The following is a 17,230-nucleotide window of genomic DNA, read 5'->3' on the forward strand; positions in this document are numbered from 1 at the left end:
CCCGCGCGTTCGCCGTAAGGCAGCCGCGCGCGGCGCGCTGCCCGCGGCCGTATGGCCGCGCATCATTGCTGCGCGGTCAGGGTGTCGTGGTTGTCGGTCTGCGGCTTCTGCTCGCCGCTATGCACCGAGATCCCGTGAAGCTCCTTGTTGCGCGCGATGATCTCGCCGGTCGGCGGGTACTGCGTCTTGCTCGTCGGCACGATGCCGTCGTGCTGCGCCTGCTTCAGTTCGTTGACGACCTGCGTGCGGGACTTGCCCTGCGTTTGCGTTTGGGCGAACGCGGCCTGCGTGGCCATGCCGAGCGACAGCGTGGCGGTGACGAACCATGCTGCGAGTTGTGCGGTTTTCATCGAGTGCTCTCCTTGATCAGGGCCGCCGGGTGGCGAACCATGGACCCAGTATGCGAAAGCAGCCGTGCGTGACCGTGATCGCGAGATGAAAAATGCGTCAGATTGCGGGGCGCGGAGGGGCGCCGTTCGGACTCGCTCGACATGACGCAACCGTCATGTTCGCGTCATGGGTGCGATGTGCGGGAAGCGGAACATGAAGTCTGCTGTTGGCCGACCGCGCCGGCGGCGTTCGTGCCGGTCGCGACAGCAGTATCGATAGCGGGCGGCGCTTTTCAGACCTTCATTCCGGATCGAAAATTGCATCGTCCCGACATTCGCCTAATCTTTATCGCAGTCCTGATCGTCCCGTTGTTCGCGGGCTGCGTATCGAAACGTTCCGGCAGCACAGAGACTGCCGCCGTCGCCCCGCGCGAGCCCGTGCCGGCCGACCTGACGCCAGGTGAGCAAGTCGACTATGCCGGGCACCGCTGCGGCAATCCGAACCTGTATGTGAAGACGCATCCATGCGTGTATCCGCAACGCAATTCCGCGCCATGATAGGTGGACACGCGTAAAAAACGGCCCGGCACTCGACGAGCCCGGGCCTAATGCGTGATCGTGCCGTGCGGCAGCGACCCGCTGCGTGGATGGGAACGGGCAGGGCCCGCTACCGTTCCGATCGTAGCGACGCGACGCATCGCAAACCTGATCGGAACATGACATTTTCGTCACGCAGCGCGCAGGGGTGGCCGCCGAGGTCAGAACCGGTGGCGCAACCCGAGACTGACGATGCCCTGCGTGCGCGTGCCGCCGTCGAGCGTGCGCTGTTTGTCGTTCAACCGCTTCGCGGTGCTTTGATCGTTCATTGACGGAAAGGAGAGTGCAATGCGCAATGTCACGAAAGGAATCATGCTGGCGGCGTGCCTGATGTCGACGGCCGCGATGGCGGCAGGCTGGCCGGAGCGTGCGCTGTCGCACGCGTCGGCGCACGACGTCGGCCGCCGCGCGAACGAGCGGATGCGTTGCGAGTTCGCGGCCGTGCCGACAGGCGAGTGGAGCGCGACGTTCACGCGCGGGCAATGCGAGGTCGACAACGGCCGGCTGACGTTCGTGCCGGCCGATGCGGGTGGCGACGCGCCGGTAGCGGAGAAGCGGATCGTGCTCGGCGACGTCCGTACCGCGTCGCATCAGTCGCGCAAGCTCAAGGAACAGTTGCAACTGACGACACGCGACGAAGTGATCGCGCTGAACGTGCTGACCGACGACGGCAGCCGCAAGTCGCGCGAACATGCGATCGACCTGTGGACCGCGCTGCGCAACGCGGGTGTCACGCCGGTCAACGGCGCGCGCATCGTCGATACCTGGCCGACCGGCGCGACGACCTGGTAGCCGTCACGCCGCCGAACGCGGCTTACCCGGCCTTCACCGATCCTTCGATCAGGAAGAACACGATGAAGCCGATGAAGAACGAGGCTGTCGCGAACGGCGTTTCGGGCACCTCGTGCGCTTCGACCAGCAGTTCCTCGGTGACGAGGTACAACAGCGCGACGGTGCCGAGCCCCAGCAGCACCGCGTAGATATTCGCCGGCAGCCCCGCGAATGCCGCGTTGCCGGCGACGGCCGCAAGGCTCAGCAGCGCCGCGAGCCCGACCGGCACGACGATCGACAGCGTGCGACCGATGCCGGCCGCGGCCAGCGCCGCGCTGACCGATAGCGCGAGGAACAGTACCTCGAGTGTCAGCGCGACGGTCAGGATGATGCCGCTTTCGTCGCTCGCGGAAAACGCGATGCCGAGCACCAGGCCGTCGACGACGAGGTCGATCGCGGTGACGATGATCAGGCTAACCGGCAAACGCGCCTCCTCGAAGCGCGTCTCGATCGCGCCCGACAGCGCGCGGATCGCCAGCATCAGCGCAATGCCGAGCACGAAGCCGACGACGACCGGAAACAGCGCATGCGCGCGGTCCTGCGGCAGTAGCTCGAGCGCGGCGGCCGCGAACACGATGCCGCCGGTGAGATGCTGGATCACGCTCGACGTTTTCGGGCCGGGCGCGCGCCACGCGGCCGCGAGGGCGCCGAAACAGGCCGCCAGCACGGGCGGTAACGTGAGCAGCGCAAGCTTCGCGGTCGGTGTCATGTGGTCTCTCGGCGGTTGGGCATGCGGCAGCGGAAGCTGCGTTGCACGATCGTGCGCGCCGGGCGTCGCCTCGGCATCAACCGGGGGATTGAACACCTTGAAGCCGCTCCAGGGTCAAGCAATTCGATGCGGGCGCACCGGCAAGCCGGCGCGCCGGTTCCGGTCAAAGCTGCGCGAGCGCCTGGTCGAGATCGGCGAGCAGGTCGTCGATATGCTCGATGCCGATCGACAGCCGCACCGTTTCGTCCTTCACGCCGGCCTTCGCGAGTTCGGCCGGCGACAGCTGACGGTGCGTGGTCGAGGCCGGATGTGTCGCGAGCGACTTCGTATCGCCGATGTTGACGAGCCGCGTGAACAGCTTCAGCGCATCCTGGAACTTCGCGCCACCGTCGCGGCCGCCCTTCACGCCGAACGTCAGGATGCCCGGCGCACGGCCCGACAGGTAGCGGGCGACGAGCGGATGGTCGGGGTGATCGGGCAGGCCCGCATAGTTCACCCACTCGACGTGCTCGTGGCGCGCGAGATGCTGCGCGATCTTCAGCGCGTTGTCGCTGATCCGCTCGACACGCAGCGCGAGCGTCTCGATTCCCTGCAGGATCTGGAACGCGTTGAACGGCGAGATCGCCGCGCCCATGTTGCGCAGCGGCACCACGCGGGCGCGGCCGATATACGCGGCCGGCCCGAACGCTTCGGTATAGACGACGCCGTGATAGCTGACGTCCGGCTCGTTGAGCCGCTTGAAGCGGTCCGCGTGTTCGGCCCACGGGAACTTGCCCGAATCGACGATCGCGCCGCCGAGGCTCGTGCCGTGCCCGCCGAGATACTTCGTCAGCGAGTGCACGACGATGTCCGCGCCGTGCTCGAACGGGCGCAGCAGGTACGGCGACGGGACCGTGTTGTCGACGATCAGCGGGATACCGTGGCGATGCGCAACTTCCGCGAGCGCGGCGATGTCGGTGATGTTGCCGAGCGGGTTACCGACCGATTCCGCGAAGATCGCCTTCGTGCGCGAATCGATCAGCGGTGCGAACGATGCGGGATCGCGCGGATCGGCGAAGCGCGTGGTGATCCCGTATTGCGGCAGCGTGTGCGCGAACAGGTTGTAGGTGCCGCCATACAGCGAACTCGCGGACACGATGTTGTCGCCGGCTTCGGCGATCGTCTGGATCGCGTACGTGACGGCCGATTGACCCGACGCGAGCGCGAGCGCGCCGATGCCGCCCTCGAGCGCGGCGATCCGCTGCTCGAGCACGTCCGTCGTCGGATTCATGATCCGCGTGTAGATGTTGCCCTGGACCTTCAGGTCGAACAGGTCGGCGCCGTGCTGCGTGTCGTCGAATGCGTACGCAACGGTCTGGTAGATCGGGACGGCGACCGCGCGCGTGGTCGGGTCGGGACGATAACCGCCGTGCACGGCGATGGTTTCGAGGCGCCAGTTCGACTTGGCCTGATCGGTCATGGGTGCTCCGTTTGTTGTTGTGAAGGTCGAGGGTTCCTGCCGTCCGGCGATTATAGGAGCACGTGCGCAGCTGTCCTTAGAACGAATGGTTGGTTGCTTATGGGGGGGCGGCGCATAGAATGCCCTTTTCCGCAGACGAGAGGTGCGCGATGGATCAGGATCGGTGGAACCAGGTGGATGCGTATTTTTCGGCGACGCTCGTGCCGTCCGACGCTGCGCTCGACGCGGCGCTGGCGGCGAGCGACGCGGCCGGGCTGCCGGCGATCAACGTCGCGCCGAACCAGGGCAAGCTGTTGCAGCTGCTCGCGACGATCCGCGGCGCGCGGCGGATCCTCGAAGTCGGCACGCTCGGCGGCTACAGCACGATCTGGCTCGCGCGTGCGTTGCCGCCGGGCGGCTCGCTCGTGACGCTCGAACTGAATCCCGAGCATGCGAAGGTCGCGACGCAGAATATCGCGCGTGCCGGGTTCGCGGAAGCCGTGACGGTGGTGGTCGGCAGCGCGAAGGACAGCCTCGCGCGGCTCGTCGACGCCGGGGAGGCGCCGTTCGATTTCATCTTCATCGATGCCGACAAGGACAACAACGCCGTTTATCTCGACGCGGCGCTGAAGCTGGCGCGGCCCGGCACGGTGATCGTCGTCGACAACGTCGTGCGTGGCGGGCGCGTGGCCGATCCGGACAATCGCGAGCCGGACGTGGTCGGCGTGCGCGACGGATTCGCGCGCCTCACGGCCGAGCCGGCGCTCATGACGACCGCCGTGCAGACGGTCGGGCAGAAGGGCTGGGACGGATTCTCGATCTCGATCGTCGGCGCCGCGTGAGGTGACGCGTCAGTGCGAGCCGCCGGCCGCATCGGCCCGACGATACAGGCGCGGCCATTGAGCCCGGAACAGGCCGTTGCAGGTGCTGTGCGTCGCGAGGCCGTCGAGCACGAAGCGCCGGCCGTCGAAGACCCACGACGCGGTCGAGCCGCAATCGCCGGCGCTGCGCAACCGGACCGTGCTCGACAGCGTCGCGCTGGCGGAATCGTAGCCGGCGTCGGTCAGCTCGTTCGCGAACGACGCCGAATCGAGGCCCGCGCTCGCATTCTCGCCGAAGTTCATCGCGGCCGGCGCATACGGTGCGGTGCGGCGCACGCGATACCACAGGTCGGTGTGGTTATACAGGCTGCTGGTCTGGCACGGGATCGCGACGAGCGCCTCGTCGGACGAAATCGCGACGGCTCTCGACGCTTTCCTGCGGTCGCTCGCCGACATTTCGTCTTCGACCTCGGCCGCACATTGCTTCACGTCGGCACCGAATTTCGCGAGGACCGCGTCGACGAGCGGACGCTGTTCGTCGGCCGACAGGGTTGACACGGGCGGCGGCGCGGGCGTGACCGCGGGCGGCAAGGCGGGCGCGGCCGGCACCGACGATGCAGGCTTGGTGCCCGGGCGCAGCAGCGCCGTGACCGTACCGACGCGGCCCTGCGTGTCGTCGATCAGCAGTAGCGCGGCATTCAATCCCGACAATGGCGTACGAGCGGTGGGTGCCGCTGCCGGATCGCCGAAGCTCAGCAGTTGTGCATTACGCGCCGCGGCGAGCCACGCGGCCACCGTTGCCGGATCGTTGGTCCGGATCCGGAACGGGCGGGCTACGTCGTCGGTCTTGTCGCCGAACGCATGCCATTGCGCCGGCATTGCATCGAACGGTCGCCCGTCGACGCGTGCCGTGCGCAAGTCGACCGGCGCCGACGCGTAGAGATCGAGCGATGGTTGCGCGTCCGGGCCGGCATCGCGCGTCACGCGCAGGATCAGGCCGGTGCGTGCATCGTCGATATCGTCGGCGTGGCTTTCTGCGATACAGCGATTGCCGTTGTCGCAGACGACCGACCAGTTCTTGAAGTCGCGTTCGACCGGCGGCCGCGACAGCGGACGTGCCTCGGCAACGATCGGGGAAACGGCGAGGAGGGTGGCGATGGCGAGCGAAAGGCGGTGCGACATGACGGTTCGTATCGACTGTGGATGGGCGGGCGGAAGACGTCGGACTGCAAGCGCATCGTCAGCAAGCGGGGCAGGTCGAAGGCTGCGGCGCATGCGGCGGCGCGCGTTGCCGAACGGCATCGAGTATACCGCCGCAATGGGCTGCGATCGTGACGACGACGCGTAGTGGGCGGGCACGAACGTTGCTGGTCGGCATTGATCGGACAAGTGCGGATGCAAAAACGGCGCGATGCCCGCAGGCATCGCGCCGTTCACTTTCATCGACCGTCGACCACATCGCGCAGGAACGCATCGAGCATCGCCACGTCGCCCCACGGCCGCTTGTATTCGCGATCGTGTTCGGCATCGGCGAGCATCGTCTCGACCAGCGCGTGGATCGCCGGCCGGCGCGGCCCGTATTCGCTTTCGTTCGCGCTCATCTTCAGCGCGAGCAACGCGTCGAGCTCCGCGCGCACCGCCGGCTCGTGCACGGTGCCGTCGACGAGATCCGCGAAACGCATCGGCGGCATCCCGAGCCCCATGTCGATCCAGCGCACCGCGAGCAGCGGCCGCAGCACGTACAGGTACTTCTTGTAACGCACCGTGTCGCCTTGCAGATAGCCTCGAAAATTCTTCTTCGCCATCGCGTGGTAGTGATGACGCCCTCGTACCGGCGAGAAGAACGCCGATGCCAGCGACCTGAGCCGTGGCGCCCAGCGCGCATCTTCGCGATACACGACGGGCGAGTCGAGCCATTCGAGGAGCGTCGGGTTCGAGCGGCGCAGCAGTTGCAGCGCCTTGCGCAATTCCCAGCCGCTGACGTCGAGCTCGTCGTCGAGCGGCCGCTCGATCACGTCGCGTTGCGGTTCGACGCTCAGGTACCAGTCGCGCCGGTGTGCATACACGAAGCGTACGTCGTAATCGCTGTCCGGTGACGCGAATCCCCAGCCGCGGCTGCCCGATTCGCACGCGAACAGCACGCTCACATCATGGCGGCGCTCGACTTCCGCGAGCTCCGCCATCACGCGCGCCCGCACCGCCGGGTCGACCGGATGCGCGCTGCGCACGGTCGTCATTGCCTTGTCGGTTTTCATTGTTGTCGTTTCCCTTTCGTTGTGCGCGGCCGCCGGCCATCGGCCGCGCACCGCGCTATCCTTTCACGCACACCACCTGGCGCAGCGTATGCACCACTTCGACGAGACTGCGCTGGGCCGCCATCACCGCGTCGATGTCCTTGTAGGCCATCGGGATTTCGTCGACGACGCCCGCGTCCTTCCGGCATTCGACGCCCTGCGTCGCCTTCGCCTGATCGTCGGCCGTGAAGCGGCGCTTCGCTTCGGTGCGGCTCATCGTCCGACCCGCGCCGTGGCTGCACGAGCAGAAGCTTTCCGGATTGCCGAGCCCGCGCACGATGAAGCTTTTCGCGCCCATCGAGCCCGGAATGATCCCGAGCTGCCCCTTCTGCGCGGACACCGCACCCTTGCGCGTCACGAGCACGTCTTCGCCGAAGTGGCGTTCGCGCTGCACGTAGTTGTGGTGGCAGTTCACCGCGTGTTCGTCGACCGAGAACGGCTTCGCGATCACGCCGCGCGCCGCGCCGATCACTGCGTCCATCATCGCCTGCCGGTTGCGGCGCGCGTAGTCCTGCGCCCAGCCGACCGCCTCGACGTAGTCGTCGAAGTGGCGGCTGCCCTCGGTGAAATACGCGAGGTTGCGGTCCGGCAGGTTCGCGATGTGCTGCCGCATGTCGGCCTGCGCGAGTTCGATGAACAGGCTGCCGATCGCATTGCCGACGCCGCGCGAGCCGCTATGCAGCATGAACCACACGTGGTCCGCCTCGTCGACGCACACTTCGATGAAGTGGTTGCCGGTGCCGAGCGTGCCGAGATGCGCGTAGTGGTTCGTCTTTTCCAGCTTCGGATACTTGTCGACGATCCGCTGGAAGCCCGGTTGCAGCGCCTTCCACGATTCGGTCACGGCGGCCGGCGTGCGGTCGCCCCACGCGCCCGGATCGCGGCGGCCCGGCGCGCGGCCGTGTGGCACCGCGCGTTCGATCGCGCTGCGCAGCCCAGCGAGCGAATCCGGCAGGTCGGACGCCACAAGCGTCGTGCGCGCGGCCATCATCCCGCAGCCGATGTCGACGCCGACCGCGGCCGGAATGATCGCGCCCTTCGTCGGGATCACGCTGCCGATCGTCGAGCCCTTGCCGAGATGGACGTCCGGCATCACCGCGACGTGGCTGAAGATGAACGGCATCTGCGCGGTGTTGCGCAGTTGCGCGCGTGCTTCGTCCTCGACGGCGACGCCTTGCGTCCACATCTTCACCGGCTTGCCGTTCGCCAGTTCCATCACCTGGTAATCCATGTCTGTCATTTGCTTCACCTGATTCATTTCGGGGTCCGGCGCGATTCACCTGCATCGCGCCGGATCCTGCATTACGCGCCCTTGATGCTGACGAGCCCGTTCAACACCTGGTCGAGACCGCCGAACACCGAGATGCGGTCGATCCGTTCCGCGACGCGCTCGAGCGTTTCCAGCTCCTTGAGCCGCAGCGCGGTCGGGTTTTCTTCCATCACCTTCGCGGTGTTCAGCAGCGAGCGCGTGGCCGCCGTTTCCTCGCGGCGGCGAATCACGTTCGCCTGCGCGGACTTCTCCGCTTCGACCACCTGCGCGAGGATCGTCTTCATGTCGCCCGGCAGCACGATATCCTTCACGCCGACGCTGCGCACGTCCACGCCCGAATCGTCGAGACGGGCGCGCACTTGCGCGATCACGACGTCGTCGAGCGACTGCTTGTCTTCCAGCAGTTCGTCGAGCGAACGCGTGCCGACCGCCGAACGCAGCGCGAACTGCAGCTCGCGATACAGGTGTTCGACCGGTTTCTGCAACTGGCCGAACGCATGCAGCACGTCCGCATAGCGCCACGTCGCCGACAGGTTCAGCCGCAGCGCGACCTTGTCGCGCGTCAGGATTTCCTGCCCGCCGACTTCGAGCGCCTGCAAGCGCAGATCGACCAGTTCGACCGCGACGTCGCGGTTGAAGCGCCAGAACGCCGACGTACCCGCGTCCAGCAATCGCTCGATCTTGCCGTCGATCTTCAGTACACCGACGTGGTACGCCGGCACTTGCGCCAGCAGTACGCCCGTCAGCCCTGCCACGCCGCGCGCACGCAGCGACGGTTGCACGATGCGCTTCACGAGCGCGGCGGGCAGCATGCTGTCCTGCGCGAGATCGATGCGCTCCAGTCGGTGCGCGGTCAGGCCGCGCCAGTACAGCCGGCGCGTGCCCGGCGCCAGAATCTCGACGAGCACGTCGTCTTCATAGCGCAAGCCGGCTTCGTCGTCGGCGAGATCCATCGCGACGAAATACTGCGCGAGCACGTCCGGTGCGTCGTGACGCAGGTAGTCGGCCAGTGCGGCGTCGGCGAGCGGCGCGTCGAGACGCGCGGTCTGCACCGACAGGCGCTTGAACGGATCGAAGGCCTTGAACACGCCCGGTTCCAGCACCTTCACGAAATCGCCTTCATTCATCAGCAGCGCGCGTTCGTTCTTTTTTACAACATGACGCTTCCACATATTTTTGTCCTTTTCTTCAATGGCCGCCGGGTGACGCGCATCGTGCGGATCGCGGGGCGACGCAACCGGGCGGGCGGCGCGCTGGCCCGGCGTCGAAGTGCACGGCGACGCGTCCTGCATTGCGTCGTCGTGCGCCTTCGCGCGGGCCGTGCGGCCGCCCGGCCGATCGCGCGGAACCGCAACCGGTCCGACGCGCGGCGGGCCTTGCGGCCCGCACCGGCGGGTACTGCTTTTCATACAAGACCGTCCTTGCGGACAGCGTTCGAGCGGGATTCGAACCCGCCACAGGCCGGCTTTCGCCGGCTGCTCGACCTATGAGCTTCCGAACAGTGGGCGCCCCGGGATTCGAACCCGGGCGAAGCGTCCTGGCGCGCCCCTTTGCCTTCGTCTGTCCATGGCGGCATGCGCTGCCGCGACGAACGAGGTTCGGCGGCGGCGCACCAGCAGGGCTTGCTGAACCCTGGCTCGTGGGCCAGCGGGACATCCGGCGTCTTCTATTTAGCGAGGAGCGTGCCAGCGGTCGGATTGGTGCTCGAAAAAATTCCCAAGCCTTTGAGGTAGAAGGAAAAATTATTTTGTGTGACGGATGAAGGTATGCACATCCGGCCGTCGCATGATGCGGGAAATCCGATACAATCAGATCGCCTATTATCTTGTGGGATAAATATGCGCAAGACCGTCGCGATCGGCTTTCTCGGCACCGTGCTCGACCAGGGCGGCGGCTCGCAGCGCCGCTGGCGTAACTGGCGGCCGACGATTTCGCTGTGCGAGCAGCGTGACACGCCGATCGACCGGCTCGAACTGCTGCACTCGCCGAACTACGCGCGGCTCGCGAACCGCGTGAAGCAGGACCTGGAGCGCGTGTCGCCGCACACCGACGTGCGGCTCATCCCGCTGGAGATTCGCGATCCATGGGATTTCGAGGAGGTCTACGCGACGCTGCACGATTTCGCCCGCGCCTACCCGTTCGATCTCGATCGCGAGGACTATCTGATCCACATCACGACGGGCACGCACGTCGCGCAGATCTGCTGGTTCCTGCTGGCGGAGGCACGCTACCTGCCTGCGCGTCTCGCGCAGACGGCGCCGCCGCAGAAGACCGACGAAGGGCCGAGCGGGCCCGGCACGATGTCGGTGATCGATCTCGACCTGTCGCGCTACAACCGGATCGCGCAGCGCTTCACGCGCGAGCGCGACGAAACGGTGTCGTTCCTGAAGGCCGGCATCGCGACGCGCAACGCGCGCTTCAATGCGCTGATCGAGCAACTCGAGCGCGTGGCCGTGCGTTCGCGCGCGCCGATGCTGCTGGTCGGGCCGACGGGGGCCGGCAAGTCGTTTCTCGCGAAGCGCGTGTATGAGCTGAAGCGCGGCCGGCATCGGCTCGCGGGGCCGTTCATCGAGATCAACTGCGCGACGCTGCGCGGCGACGCGGCGATGTCGACGCTGTTCGGGCACGTGAAGGGCGCGTTCACGGGGGCGCAGTCGGCGCGCGCGGGGCTGCTGCGCGCGGCGGACAGCGGGCTGCTGTTTCTCGACGAGATCGGCGAACTCGGGCTCGACGAACAGGCGATGTTGCTGAAGGCGATCGAGGAGAAGCGCTTCCTGCCGGTGGGCGCGGACGTCGAGGCGAGCAGCGATTTCGAGCTGATTGCGGGCACGCACCGCGACCTGCGGCAGATGGTGGCGGCTGGTACGTTCCGTGAGGATCTCTATGCGCGGATCAACCTGTGGACCTACGAATTGCCGGGGCTCGCCGAGCGCCGCGAGGACATCGAGCCGAACCTCGAATTCGAGCTCGACCGTTTCGGCCGCGAGCAGGGCGAGCAGGTGCGTTTCAACGTCGAGGCGAAGCGGCGCTATCTCGCGTTCGCGGCATCGCCGCGCGCGACGTGGGCCGGCAACTTCCGCGAACTGTCGGCCTCGGTCACGCGGATGGCGACGCTGGCCGATGCGGGGCGGATTACCGAGGCGCTCGCCGAGCAGGAGGTCGAGCGGCTGACGCGAACGTGGTCGTCGCCGGGCGGCGCGGGAGCGTCCGAGGCGTGCGTCGACGCGGTGTTCGGTGCGCGTGCGGCGGAACTCGACCTGTTCGACCGTGCGCAGCTCGAACGCGTGCTCGACGTGTGCCGCACGTCGGCGAGCCTGTCGGAAGCCGGCCGCACGCTGTTCGCGGTGTCGCGGCAGAGCAAGAAGCAGCCGAACGATGCGGACCGTCTGCGCAAGTATCTCGCGCGGTTCGGGCTCGATTGGGACGGCGTGCGGCGCGCGCTCGATGGCGTGTGATGACGAGAGGGGCGCGTGATGTTCGCGCTGCGTAGAGCGTTCGGGCGTGTCGTATCGTACGCGGTAACTTCAGGAGCATTGTCGTGATCGAGATTCCGTTGACGGTCAGGCCGCTGTTTGTCGCGGCCGGGTGGAGCGGCCCTGCCGACGGCCGCATATCGACCCGTGACGGCGAACATCCGGGCGATGCGATCCTGCGCGAATTCGGCGCGTTGATCGTGGGCGCGGAGCAGGCCCGGCGCAGCGGGGAGACCTGTGCGCCGATGGGAATCGCATTTCGCGCACTGAAGCGTCAGGATGAACAGATTGCCGCGTGGGAGCGGGCGCTCGACACGACGATGATCGGAATCGCCGAGGACGATCTCGGCTACGTCGAGTTTTATGTCGATACACGCGGTCGCGTGTTCACGACGAATTGCGTGATGGACGGCGTCTATCTGACTGGATTCACGTTCGGCGACGCGATCGAACGCGCGTTGCTCGGGCGAGTCTCGATTCCGCTATTGCTCGACAAGCAGGCGTCGATCGCCTATTACGGCGCGCATCTGACGGGCGACGACCCGCGCGTCATGACGGCCGCGCAGCTGCTGGCCGGCAATGAGGGATCGCGCGCGGCGCCGTGATGCAGCGGGGCTTCAGTCGATGGCCGACGCGGCCGCATCCCGGAACGGGACCAGGAATGCCCAATCCGGATGTGCTGCCGCGACGTCCGCAATCCCGCGCGCGAACGCGTGCGCCGGCAGCCACGGATACCCGAACGCCGCCTGCAGCCGATCGAGTTTCAACGACTGCGGATCGTCTATCGTATCCATCCGCGCGATATGAATGTGCAGCGCGGCAATCCGCGCAACGTCCTCGTTTTCGCCATCGACGGCGAACTGCCAGCGGTACGTGCCGTGTCCGATCCGCAGCGCGCCGCTGTCCTTCTGCCGCATCACGACGAGCCACGGCATGCGGCTGACGCCGTGTTCATCGACCGGCGGGTTCGTGCAGACGTAATAGGTCCGGCACTGCTCGAACCGCTCGCCGAATGCCTCGACCAGCGTGTGCGCAATGGCCGCTACGCCCGTCACGCGCGGTGGAAAATCGATGTCGTCGCTGGCGAGCGAAAAGCTCAGCTCGGCCTCGGCTGCGAAGCAGTCGGCGATCAGCGCGGCCTCGTTCAGGTCCTTCGCGCGCAGATAGCATTCGAGCAGCGCGCGGACCGTGACGGGATGAAGCGGGAAGGGCATGCTCAAGCCTCCAGATACGGGAAATCGGGCCACATGCAGGCCGCCGGACTGGCCGAGGCCGCAGGTGCCTTTGCCGTATAATTTCGTTCCAAAGCTAAATTCGCATGACCGCACGGAGCGTCGACGTCATGGCCAAGCAGCAAGAGGAGTCCGTTCTGACCATTACCAACCCGGCCTGCCTGATCGACGGCACGGACACGGAATTCCGCCACCTGATCAACGGGCTGCTGCCGTTCGCGGCGCGCCTGCTGTCGGTGCGCGACGGTTTCGGCTCGTTGATCGGCCTCACCGGCATCCAGTATTCGCTGCTCGTGTCGATCGCCCATCTGTCGCACGACGACGTCGTGACCGTCAACCGCCTCGCCGATCACCTGCACCTGAGCGGCGCCTTCGTCACGATCGAGACCGGCAAGCTGAAGAAGCTCGGCCTGATCGACAAGCGCTCGGACCCCGACGACAAGCGCAAGATGCGGCTCACGGTCACGTCGGCCGGCTCGAAGCTGCTGAAAGCGCTCGCCGATACGCAGCAGCGAATCAACAACGTGCTGTTCGAAGGCGTGACGAAAACCGAATTCAAGACACTCTGCTCGGTGATCGACCGCCTCGTCACCAACGGCGATCGCGCGACGCTCGATCTCGCGCACATGATCGCGCGCCAGGAAAAAGGCTGACGCGCGCCGGCCGCCGGCGGCGCTCAGTGCGCGGCCCACTCGATGGCATTCAGGTCGACCCCTTCAAGATGCATGTCCCACAGCGGGCTCAGTTCACGCAGCTTGCCGACCGTGTCGCGCACCTGCGCGATCACGCTGTCGACCTCGGCTTCGGTCGTGAAGCGGCCGAGCGTGAAGCGGATCGAGCTGTGCGCGAGCTCGTCGCTGCGGCCGAGCGCGCGCAACACATACGACGGCTCCAGCGACGCCGACGTGCACGCGGAGCCTGACGACACCGCGACGCCCTTGATCCCCATGATCAGCGATTCGCCTTCGACGAAATTGAAGCTGACGTTCAGGTTGTGCGGAATCCGGCGCGCGAGGTCGCCGTTCACGTAAACCTCGTCGAGCGTCGACAGGCCGGCCAGCAGCCGGTCGCGCAACGCGCCGACGCGGCGGCTTTCTTCCGCCATTTCTTCCCGGGCCAGCCGGAACGCTTCGCCCATCCCGACGATCTGGTGCGTCGGCAGTGTGCCGGAACGCATCCCGCGTTCGTGGCCACCGCCGTGCATCTGCGCTTCGATGCGCACGCGCGGCTTGCGGCGCACGTACAGCGCACCGATCCCCTTCGGGCCGTACACCTTGTGCGCGGTCACCGTCAGCAGGTCGACGTTCAGCGCATTCACGTCCACCGGAATCTTGCCGGCCGCCTGTACCGCATCGCAATGAAACATGATGCCGCGCGCGCGGCACAGCGCACCAATTTCGGCCACCGGCTGGATCACGCCCGTTTCGTTGTTCGCGAGCATCACCGATACCAGGATCGTGTCGGCGCGCAGCGCCTGCTGCAACGCGTCGAGGTCGAGCAGGCCGTCTTCCCGCACGTCGAGATACGTGACATCGAAACCCTGGCGTTCGAGTTCGCGACACGTATCGAGCACGGCCTTGTGCTCGGTCTTCACCGTCACGAGATGCTTGCCCTTGCCTTGATAGAAGTGCGCGGCGCCCTTGATCGCGAGGTTGTTGCCTTCGGTCGCGCCGGACGTCCACACGATTTCGCGCGGATCGGCACCGAGCAGCGCGGCGACGTGCGCGCGCGCTTCCTCGACGGCCTGCTCGGCATCCCAGCCGTAGCTGTGGCTGCGTGAAGCAGGGTTGCCGAACTGCGCGTGCAGGAACGGCACCATTTTGTCGACCACGCGCGGATCGACTGGCGTCGTCGCGCTGTAGTCCATGTAGATCGGACGGGATTGCATCGAAAGGGCTCCGGAAAGCGGTGTCTCGCACGGGGCGCGAGCGCCGGGGAATGCGGTTGCCGCAGTGTACGTGGACATTCGCATGTGCCACGCAACATCCATCCCGCGAGTAGGGTTGTCTTTCAAACAAAGCTTTCAACATCAGGGTTTACGACATCTTGAACCGGGGTTTTTGTTTGCATTCAATGAAAGCTAAATAACAAAGATAATTAACGGTGCTTTGTTGGTGCGGATTCCTCATCGGAATCCGGCAATGCAAACCAAGGAGGACGAGATGAGCGAGAACCATGCCGGAACCGGCGCGGATGCCGACGAGCAGCGGCGCTTCCGCACCGCACTGTCGATGTTCGCGACGGGCGTCGCGGTGATTACCGCCCCGCGCAAGGAGGGGACGCCGATCGGTATCACGGTCGCGTCGTTCAATTCGGTGTCGCTGGATCCGCCGCTGATCCTGTTCTCGGTCGACCGTCGCAGCCTGAGCCTCGGCGACCTGGCCGGCGCGGACGGATACGCGGTCAACGTGCTCGACGAGACGCAGCAGCACCTGTCGAACTGCTTCGCGAAAGCGAGCGGCAACAAGTGGGGCTGGCGCGGCGGCGCGGCCGGCGACGACGGCGGGGTGCTGCTGCCCGATGCGCTCGCGACGTTCGAATGCGAGCCATATGCGCAATACGACGGCGGCGACCACGTGATCTTTGTCGGCCGCGTGACGCGGCACCGCGCGCGCTCGGACGGGCGCCCGCTGATCTTCTTCGGCGGACGCTACCGCGCGCTCGACGGCGCGCATGCGCCGGCCATGTGAACGCAATCCACGATTCATTCCACCCAGGAGGACATTATGATCAAGAACGGCACTCAGCACATCGCGTCGCTGCGCGACGGACGGCAGGTCTACCTGAACGGCCAGCCGGTCGGCGACGTGACCGCGCACGCGGCATTCCGCAATTCGATCCGCAGTTACGCGAGCCTGTACGACTATCAGGCACGGGACGAAAACGTCGAGAAGATGACGTTCGTGTCGCCCGACTCGGGTAATCGCGTCAGCCGGATCTGGCAACTGCCGACGTCCTATGACGAACTCGTCGAGCGCCGTGCCGCGCTGGAAGCGTGGTCGGAGCTGCATTACGGCTTCATGGGCCGCTCGCCCGACCACGTCGCGTCGTGCCTCTCCGGCATGTATATGGGCGCCGACGTGTTCGAACAATACGACCCGGCGCGCGCCGGCGCGCTGCGCGACTACTACCGTTATGCACGCGACAGCGACCTGTTCCTGACCTACGTGATCGTGAATCCGCAGGCGAACCAGTCGAAGACGGCGCACGAGCAGGAGGACAAGTACCTCGCGGTCGGCATCGTCGATCAGGATGCCGAAGGCATCACGGTGCGCGGGGCGAAGATGCTCGCGACCAGCGGGATCATGGCGAACGAAGTGTTCTGCAGTTGCATCCAGCCGCTGCGCGAAGGCGACGAGATGTACGCGCTGTCGTTCGCGGTGCCAATGAACGCGAAGGGCATGAAGATCATGTCGCGCAAGTCGTACGAGGAGCACGCGACGTCGGTGTTCGACAACCCGCTGTCGAGCCGCTTCGACGAGAACGACGCGGTGCTGTATTTCGACGACGTGAAGGTGCCGTGGGAGCGGATCTTCGTCGTCGGCAATACCGCGATGTGCGCGAAGCAGTTCCATGCGACGCCCGCCCACGTGTACCAGAACTATCAATGCCAGGTGCGCCTGATGACGAAGCTGCGCTTTCTCGTCGGACTCGGCTTGAAGATCTCCGAGGTCAACGGCACGAACGCGTTCCCGCAGGTGCGCGAGACGCTGGGCCAGCTCGCGGCCGAAGCGTCGATGGTTGAGGCGTGGGTCTACGGGATGGAAGCGAAGGGCACGGTCGTCAACGGCTTCTACGTGCCCGACCGCAACATGCTGTACGGCTCGCAGGTCGTCACGCAGCAGCTCTATTCGAAGGTGCTCAACACGCTGCGCGAGCTCGCCGGCGGCGGCATGATCATGCTGCCGTCCAGCGTGCGCGATTTTGAGAACCCCGACCTGCTGCGCATCATCGAGAAGACGCAGAAGTCGCCGGTGTGCTCGTCCGAGGATCGCGTGAAGTTCTTCAAGCTCGCGTGGGACGCGGTCGGCTCCGAATTCGCGTCGCGCCACAACCAGTACGAACTGTTCTATGCCGGCGCGTCGTTCGTCACGAAGGGCCATGCGTATCGCACGTACGACTGGCAGCGCGCGTCGCACCTGGTCGAATCGATGCTCGGCAGCTATTCACTGAACCAGGAACTGTCGACGCCGCGCGCCGCCTGACGGGCCGCATCGAAACCCGCTTACCCGCTAT

The 17,230-nt window shown here is 66.2% G+C and carries 17 protein-coding genes and 1 tRNA gene; 8 read left to right on the top strand and 10 right to left on the bottom strand.

Going from position 1 to position 17,230, the window contains the following annotated elements; all coding sequences use genetic code 11:
- Window positions 1-62: 62 nt before the first annotated feature.
- Entirely contained in the window at window positions 63-350 is a 288-nt protein-coding gene (locus tag HWX03_RS01080; protein WP_175869943.1) for a DUF4148 domain-containing protein, read from the bottom strand.
- Window positions 351-491: 141 nt separating this feature from the next.
- Between HWX03_RS01080 and HWX03_RS01085 the strand changes: the two genes are divergently transcribed.
- Window positions 492-887, top strand: a complete 396-nt coding sequence (locus tag HWX03_RS01085) for a hypothetical protein (protein ID WP_244132554.1) — start codon at window positions 492-494, stop codon at window positions 885-887.
- A 327-nt stretch (window positions 888-1,214) separates the two neighbouring features.
- Window positions 1,215-1,718, top strand: a complete 504-nt coding sequence (locus HWX03_RS01090) for a hypothetical protein (protein WP_175869944.1) — start codon at window positions 1,215-1,217, stop codon at window positions 1,716-1,718.
- A 22-nt stretch (window positions 1,719-1,740) separates the two neighbouring features.
- Here the strand turns inward: HWX03_RS01090 and HWX03_RS01095 are convergent, their stop codons facing one another.
- Complete coding sequence (locus HWX03_RS01095; RefSeq protein ID WP_175869945.1) at window positions 1,741-2,466, bottom strand: hypothetical protein; 726 nt, start codon at window positions 2,464-2,466, stop codon at window positions 1,741-1,743.
- 163 nt (window positions 2,467-2,629) lie between these two features.
- Window positions 2,630-3,925: an aminotransferase class I/II-fold pyridoxal phosphate-dependent enzyme gene (locus HWX03_RS01100; protein ID WP_175869946.1), complete on the bottom strand. Its 1,296-nt coding sequence runs from the start codon at window positions 3,923-3,925 to the stop codon at window positions 2,630-2,632.
- 149 nt (window positions 3,926-4,074) lie between these two features.
- On the opposite strand from HWX03_RS01100, the gene HWX03_RS01105 reads away from it, so the two are divergent.
- Window positions 4,075-4,746 (top strand): O-methyltransferase, encoded by a 672-nt coding sequence (locus HWX03_RS01105; RefSeq protein WP_175869947.1) that lies wholly within the window; start codon window positions 4,075-4,077, stop codon window positions 4,744-4,746.
- Between the two features lie 9 nt (window positions 4,747-4,755).
- On the opposite strand, the gene HWX03_RS01110 is transcribed toward HWX03_RS01105, so the two are convergent.
- The 5 genes from HWX03_RS01110 to HWX03_RS01130 all read right to left on the bottom strand — a co-directional run bounded on the left by HWX03_RS01110 (window position 4,756) and on the right by HWX03_RS01130 (window position 9,790).
- Window positions 4,756-5,907, bottom strand: a complete 1,152-nt coding sequence (locus HWX03_RS01110) for a DUF1176 domain-containing protein (RefSeq protein WP_244132555.1) — start codon at window positions 5,905-5,907, stop codon at window positions 4,756-4,758.
- A 257-nt stretch (window positions 5,908-6,164) separates the two neighbouring features.
- Window positions 6,165-6,980, bottom strand: coding sequence for a nucleotidyltransferase domain-containing protein (locus HWX03_RS01115; protein ID WP_175869949.1), 816 nt, complete (start codon window positions 6,978-6,980; stop codon window positions 6,165-6,167).
- A gap of 55 nt (window positions 6,981-7,035) precedes the next feature.
- Window positions 7,036-8,259: an RtcB family protein gene (locus tag HWX03_RS01120; protein WP_279612208.1), complete on the bottom strand. Its 1,224-nt coding sequence runs from the start codon at window positions 8,257-8,259 to the stop codon at window positions 7,036-7,038.
- 62 nt (window positions 8,260-8,321) lie between these two features.
- Window positions 8,322-9,461: a slipin family protein gene (locus HWX03_RS01125; RefSeq protein WP_175869950.1), complete on the bottom strand. Its 1,140-nt coding sequence runs from the start codon at window positions 9,459-9,461 to the stop codon at window positions 8,322-8,324.
- Window positions 9,462-9,719: 258 nt separating this feature from the next.
- Window positions 9,720-9,790 (bottom strand) — tRNA-Phe (locus tag HWX03_RS01130).
- Window positions 9,791-10,127: 337 nt separating this feature from the next.
- Here HWX03_RS01130 and rtcR point away from each other — a divergent pair.
- Together rtcR and HWX03_RS01140 are read left to right on the top strand one after the other, a co-directional pair.
- The gene (gene rtcR / locus HWX03_RS01135) at window positions 10,128-11,744 is read left to right on the top strand and encodes an RNA repair transcriptional activator RtcR (protein ID WP_175869951.1); all 1,617 of its coding nucleotides are present in this window, start codon (window positions 10,128-10,130) and stop codon (window positions 11,742-11,744) included.
- An 83-nt stretch (window positions 11,745-11,827) separates the two neighbouring features.
- Window positions 11,828-12,367, top strand: coding sequence for an SUKH-3 domain-containing protein (locus tag HWX03_RS01140; protein ID WP_175869952.1), 540 nt, complete (start codon window positions 11,828-11,830; stop codon window positions 12,365-12,367).
- A 12-nt stretch (window positions 12,368-12,379) separates the two neighbouring features.
- On the opposite strand, the gene HWX03_RS01145 is transcribed toward HWX03_RS01140, so the two are convergent.
- Window positions 12,380-12,976 carry a nuclear transport factor 2 family protein gene (locus HWX03_RS01145; protein WP_175869953.1) on the bottom strand — a complete coding sequence of 199 codons (597 nt, stop codon included), beginning with the start codon at window positions 12,974-12,976 and terminating at the stop codon, window positions 12,380-12,382.
- Window positions 12,977-13,104: 128 nt separating this feature from the next.
- On the opposite strand from HWX03_RS01145, the gene HWX03_RS01150 reads away from it, so the two are divergent.
- On the top strand, window positions 13,105-13,647 hold the full coding sequence (locus HWX03_RS01150; protein ID WP_175869954.1) for a MarR family winged helix-turn-helix transcriptional regulator: 543 nt from the start codon (window positions 13,105-13,107) through the stop codon (window positions 13,645-13,647).
- A gap of 23 nt (window positions 13,648-13,670) precedes the next feature.
- Here HWX03_RS01150 and HWX03_RS01155 read toward each other — a convergent pair whose 3' ends face one another.
- Entirely contained in the window at window positions 13,671-14,882 is a 1,212-nt protein-coding gene (locus HWX03_RS01155) for an IscS subfamily cysteine desulfurase (RefSeq protein WP_175869955.1), read from the bottom strand.
- 253 nt (window positions 14,883-15,135) lie between these two features.
- Between HWX03_RS01155 and HWX03_RS01160 the strand changes: the two genes are divergently transcribed.
- Both HWX03_RS01160 and HWX03_RS01165 read left to right on the top strand, forming a co-directional pair.
- A complete protein-coding gene (locus HWX03_RS01160) occupies window positions 15,136-15,684 on the top strand; it encodes a flavin reductase family protein (RefSeq protein WP_244132556.1) in 549 nt (182 codons plus the stop codon).
- A gap of 36 nt (window positions 15,685-15,720) precedes the next feature.
- The gene (locus tag HWX03_RS01165) at window positions 15,721-17,199 is read left to right on the top strand and encodes a 4-hydroxyphenylacetate 3-hydroxylase N-terminal domain-containing protein (RefSeq protein ID WP_175869956.1); all 1,479 of its coding nucleotides are present in this window, start codon (window positions 15,721-15,723) and stop codon (window positions 17,197-17,199) included.
- The last annotated feature ends 31 nt before the right edge of the window (window positions 17,200-17,230 follow it).

Origin of the sequence: Burkholderia sp. BCC0397 (assembly GCF_902832865.1) — a bacterium.
Taxonomy (GTDB): Bacteria; Pseudomonadota; Gammaproteobacteria; order Burkholderiales; family Burkholderiaceae; genus Burkholderia.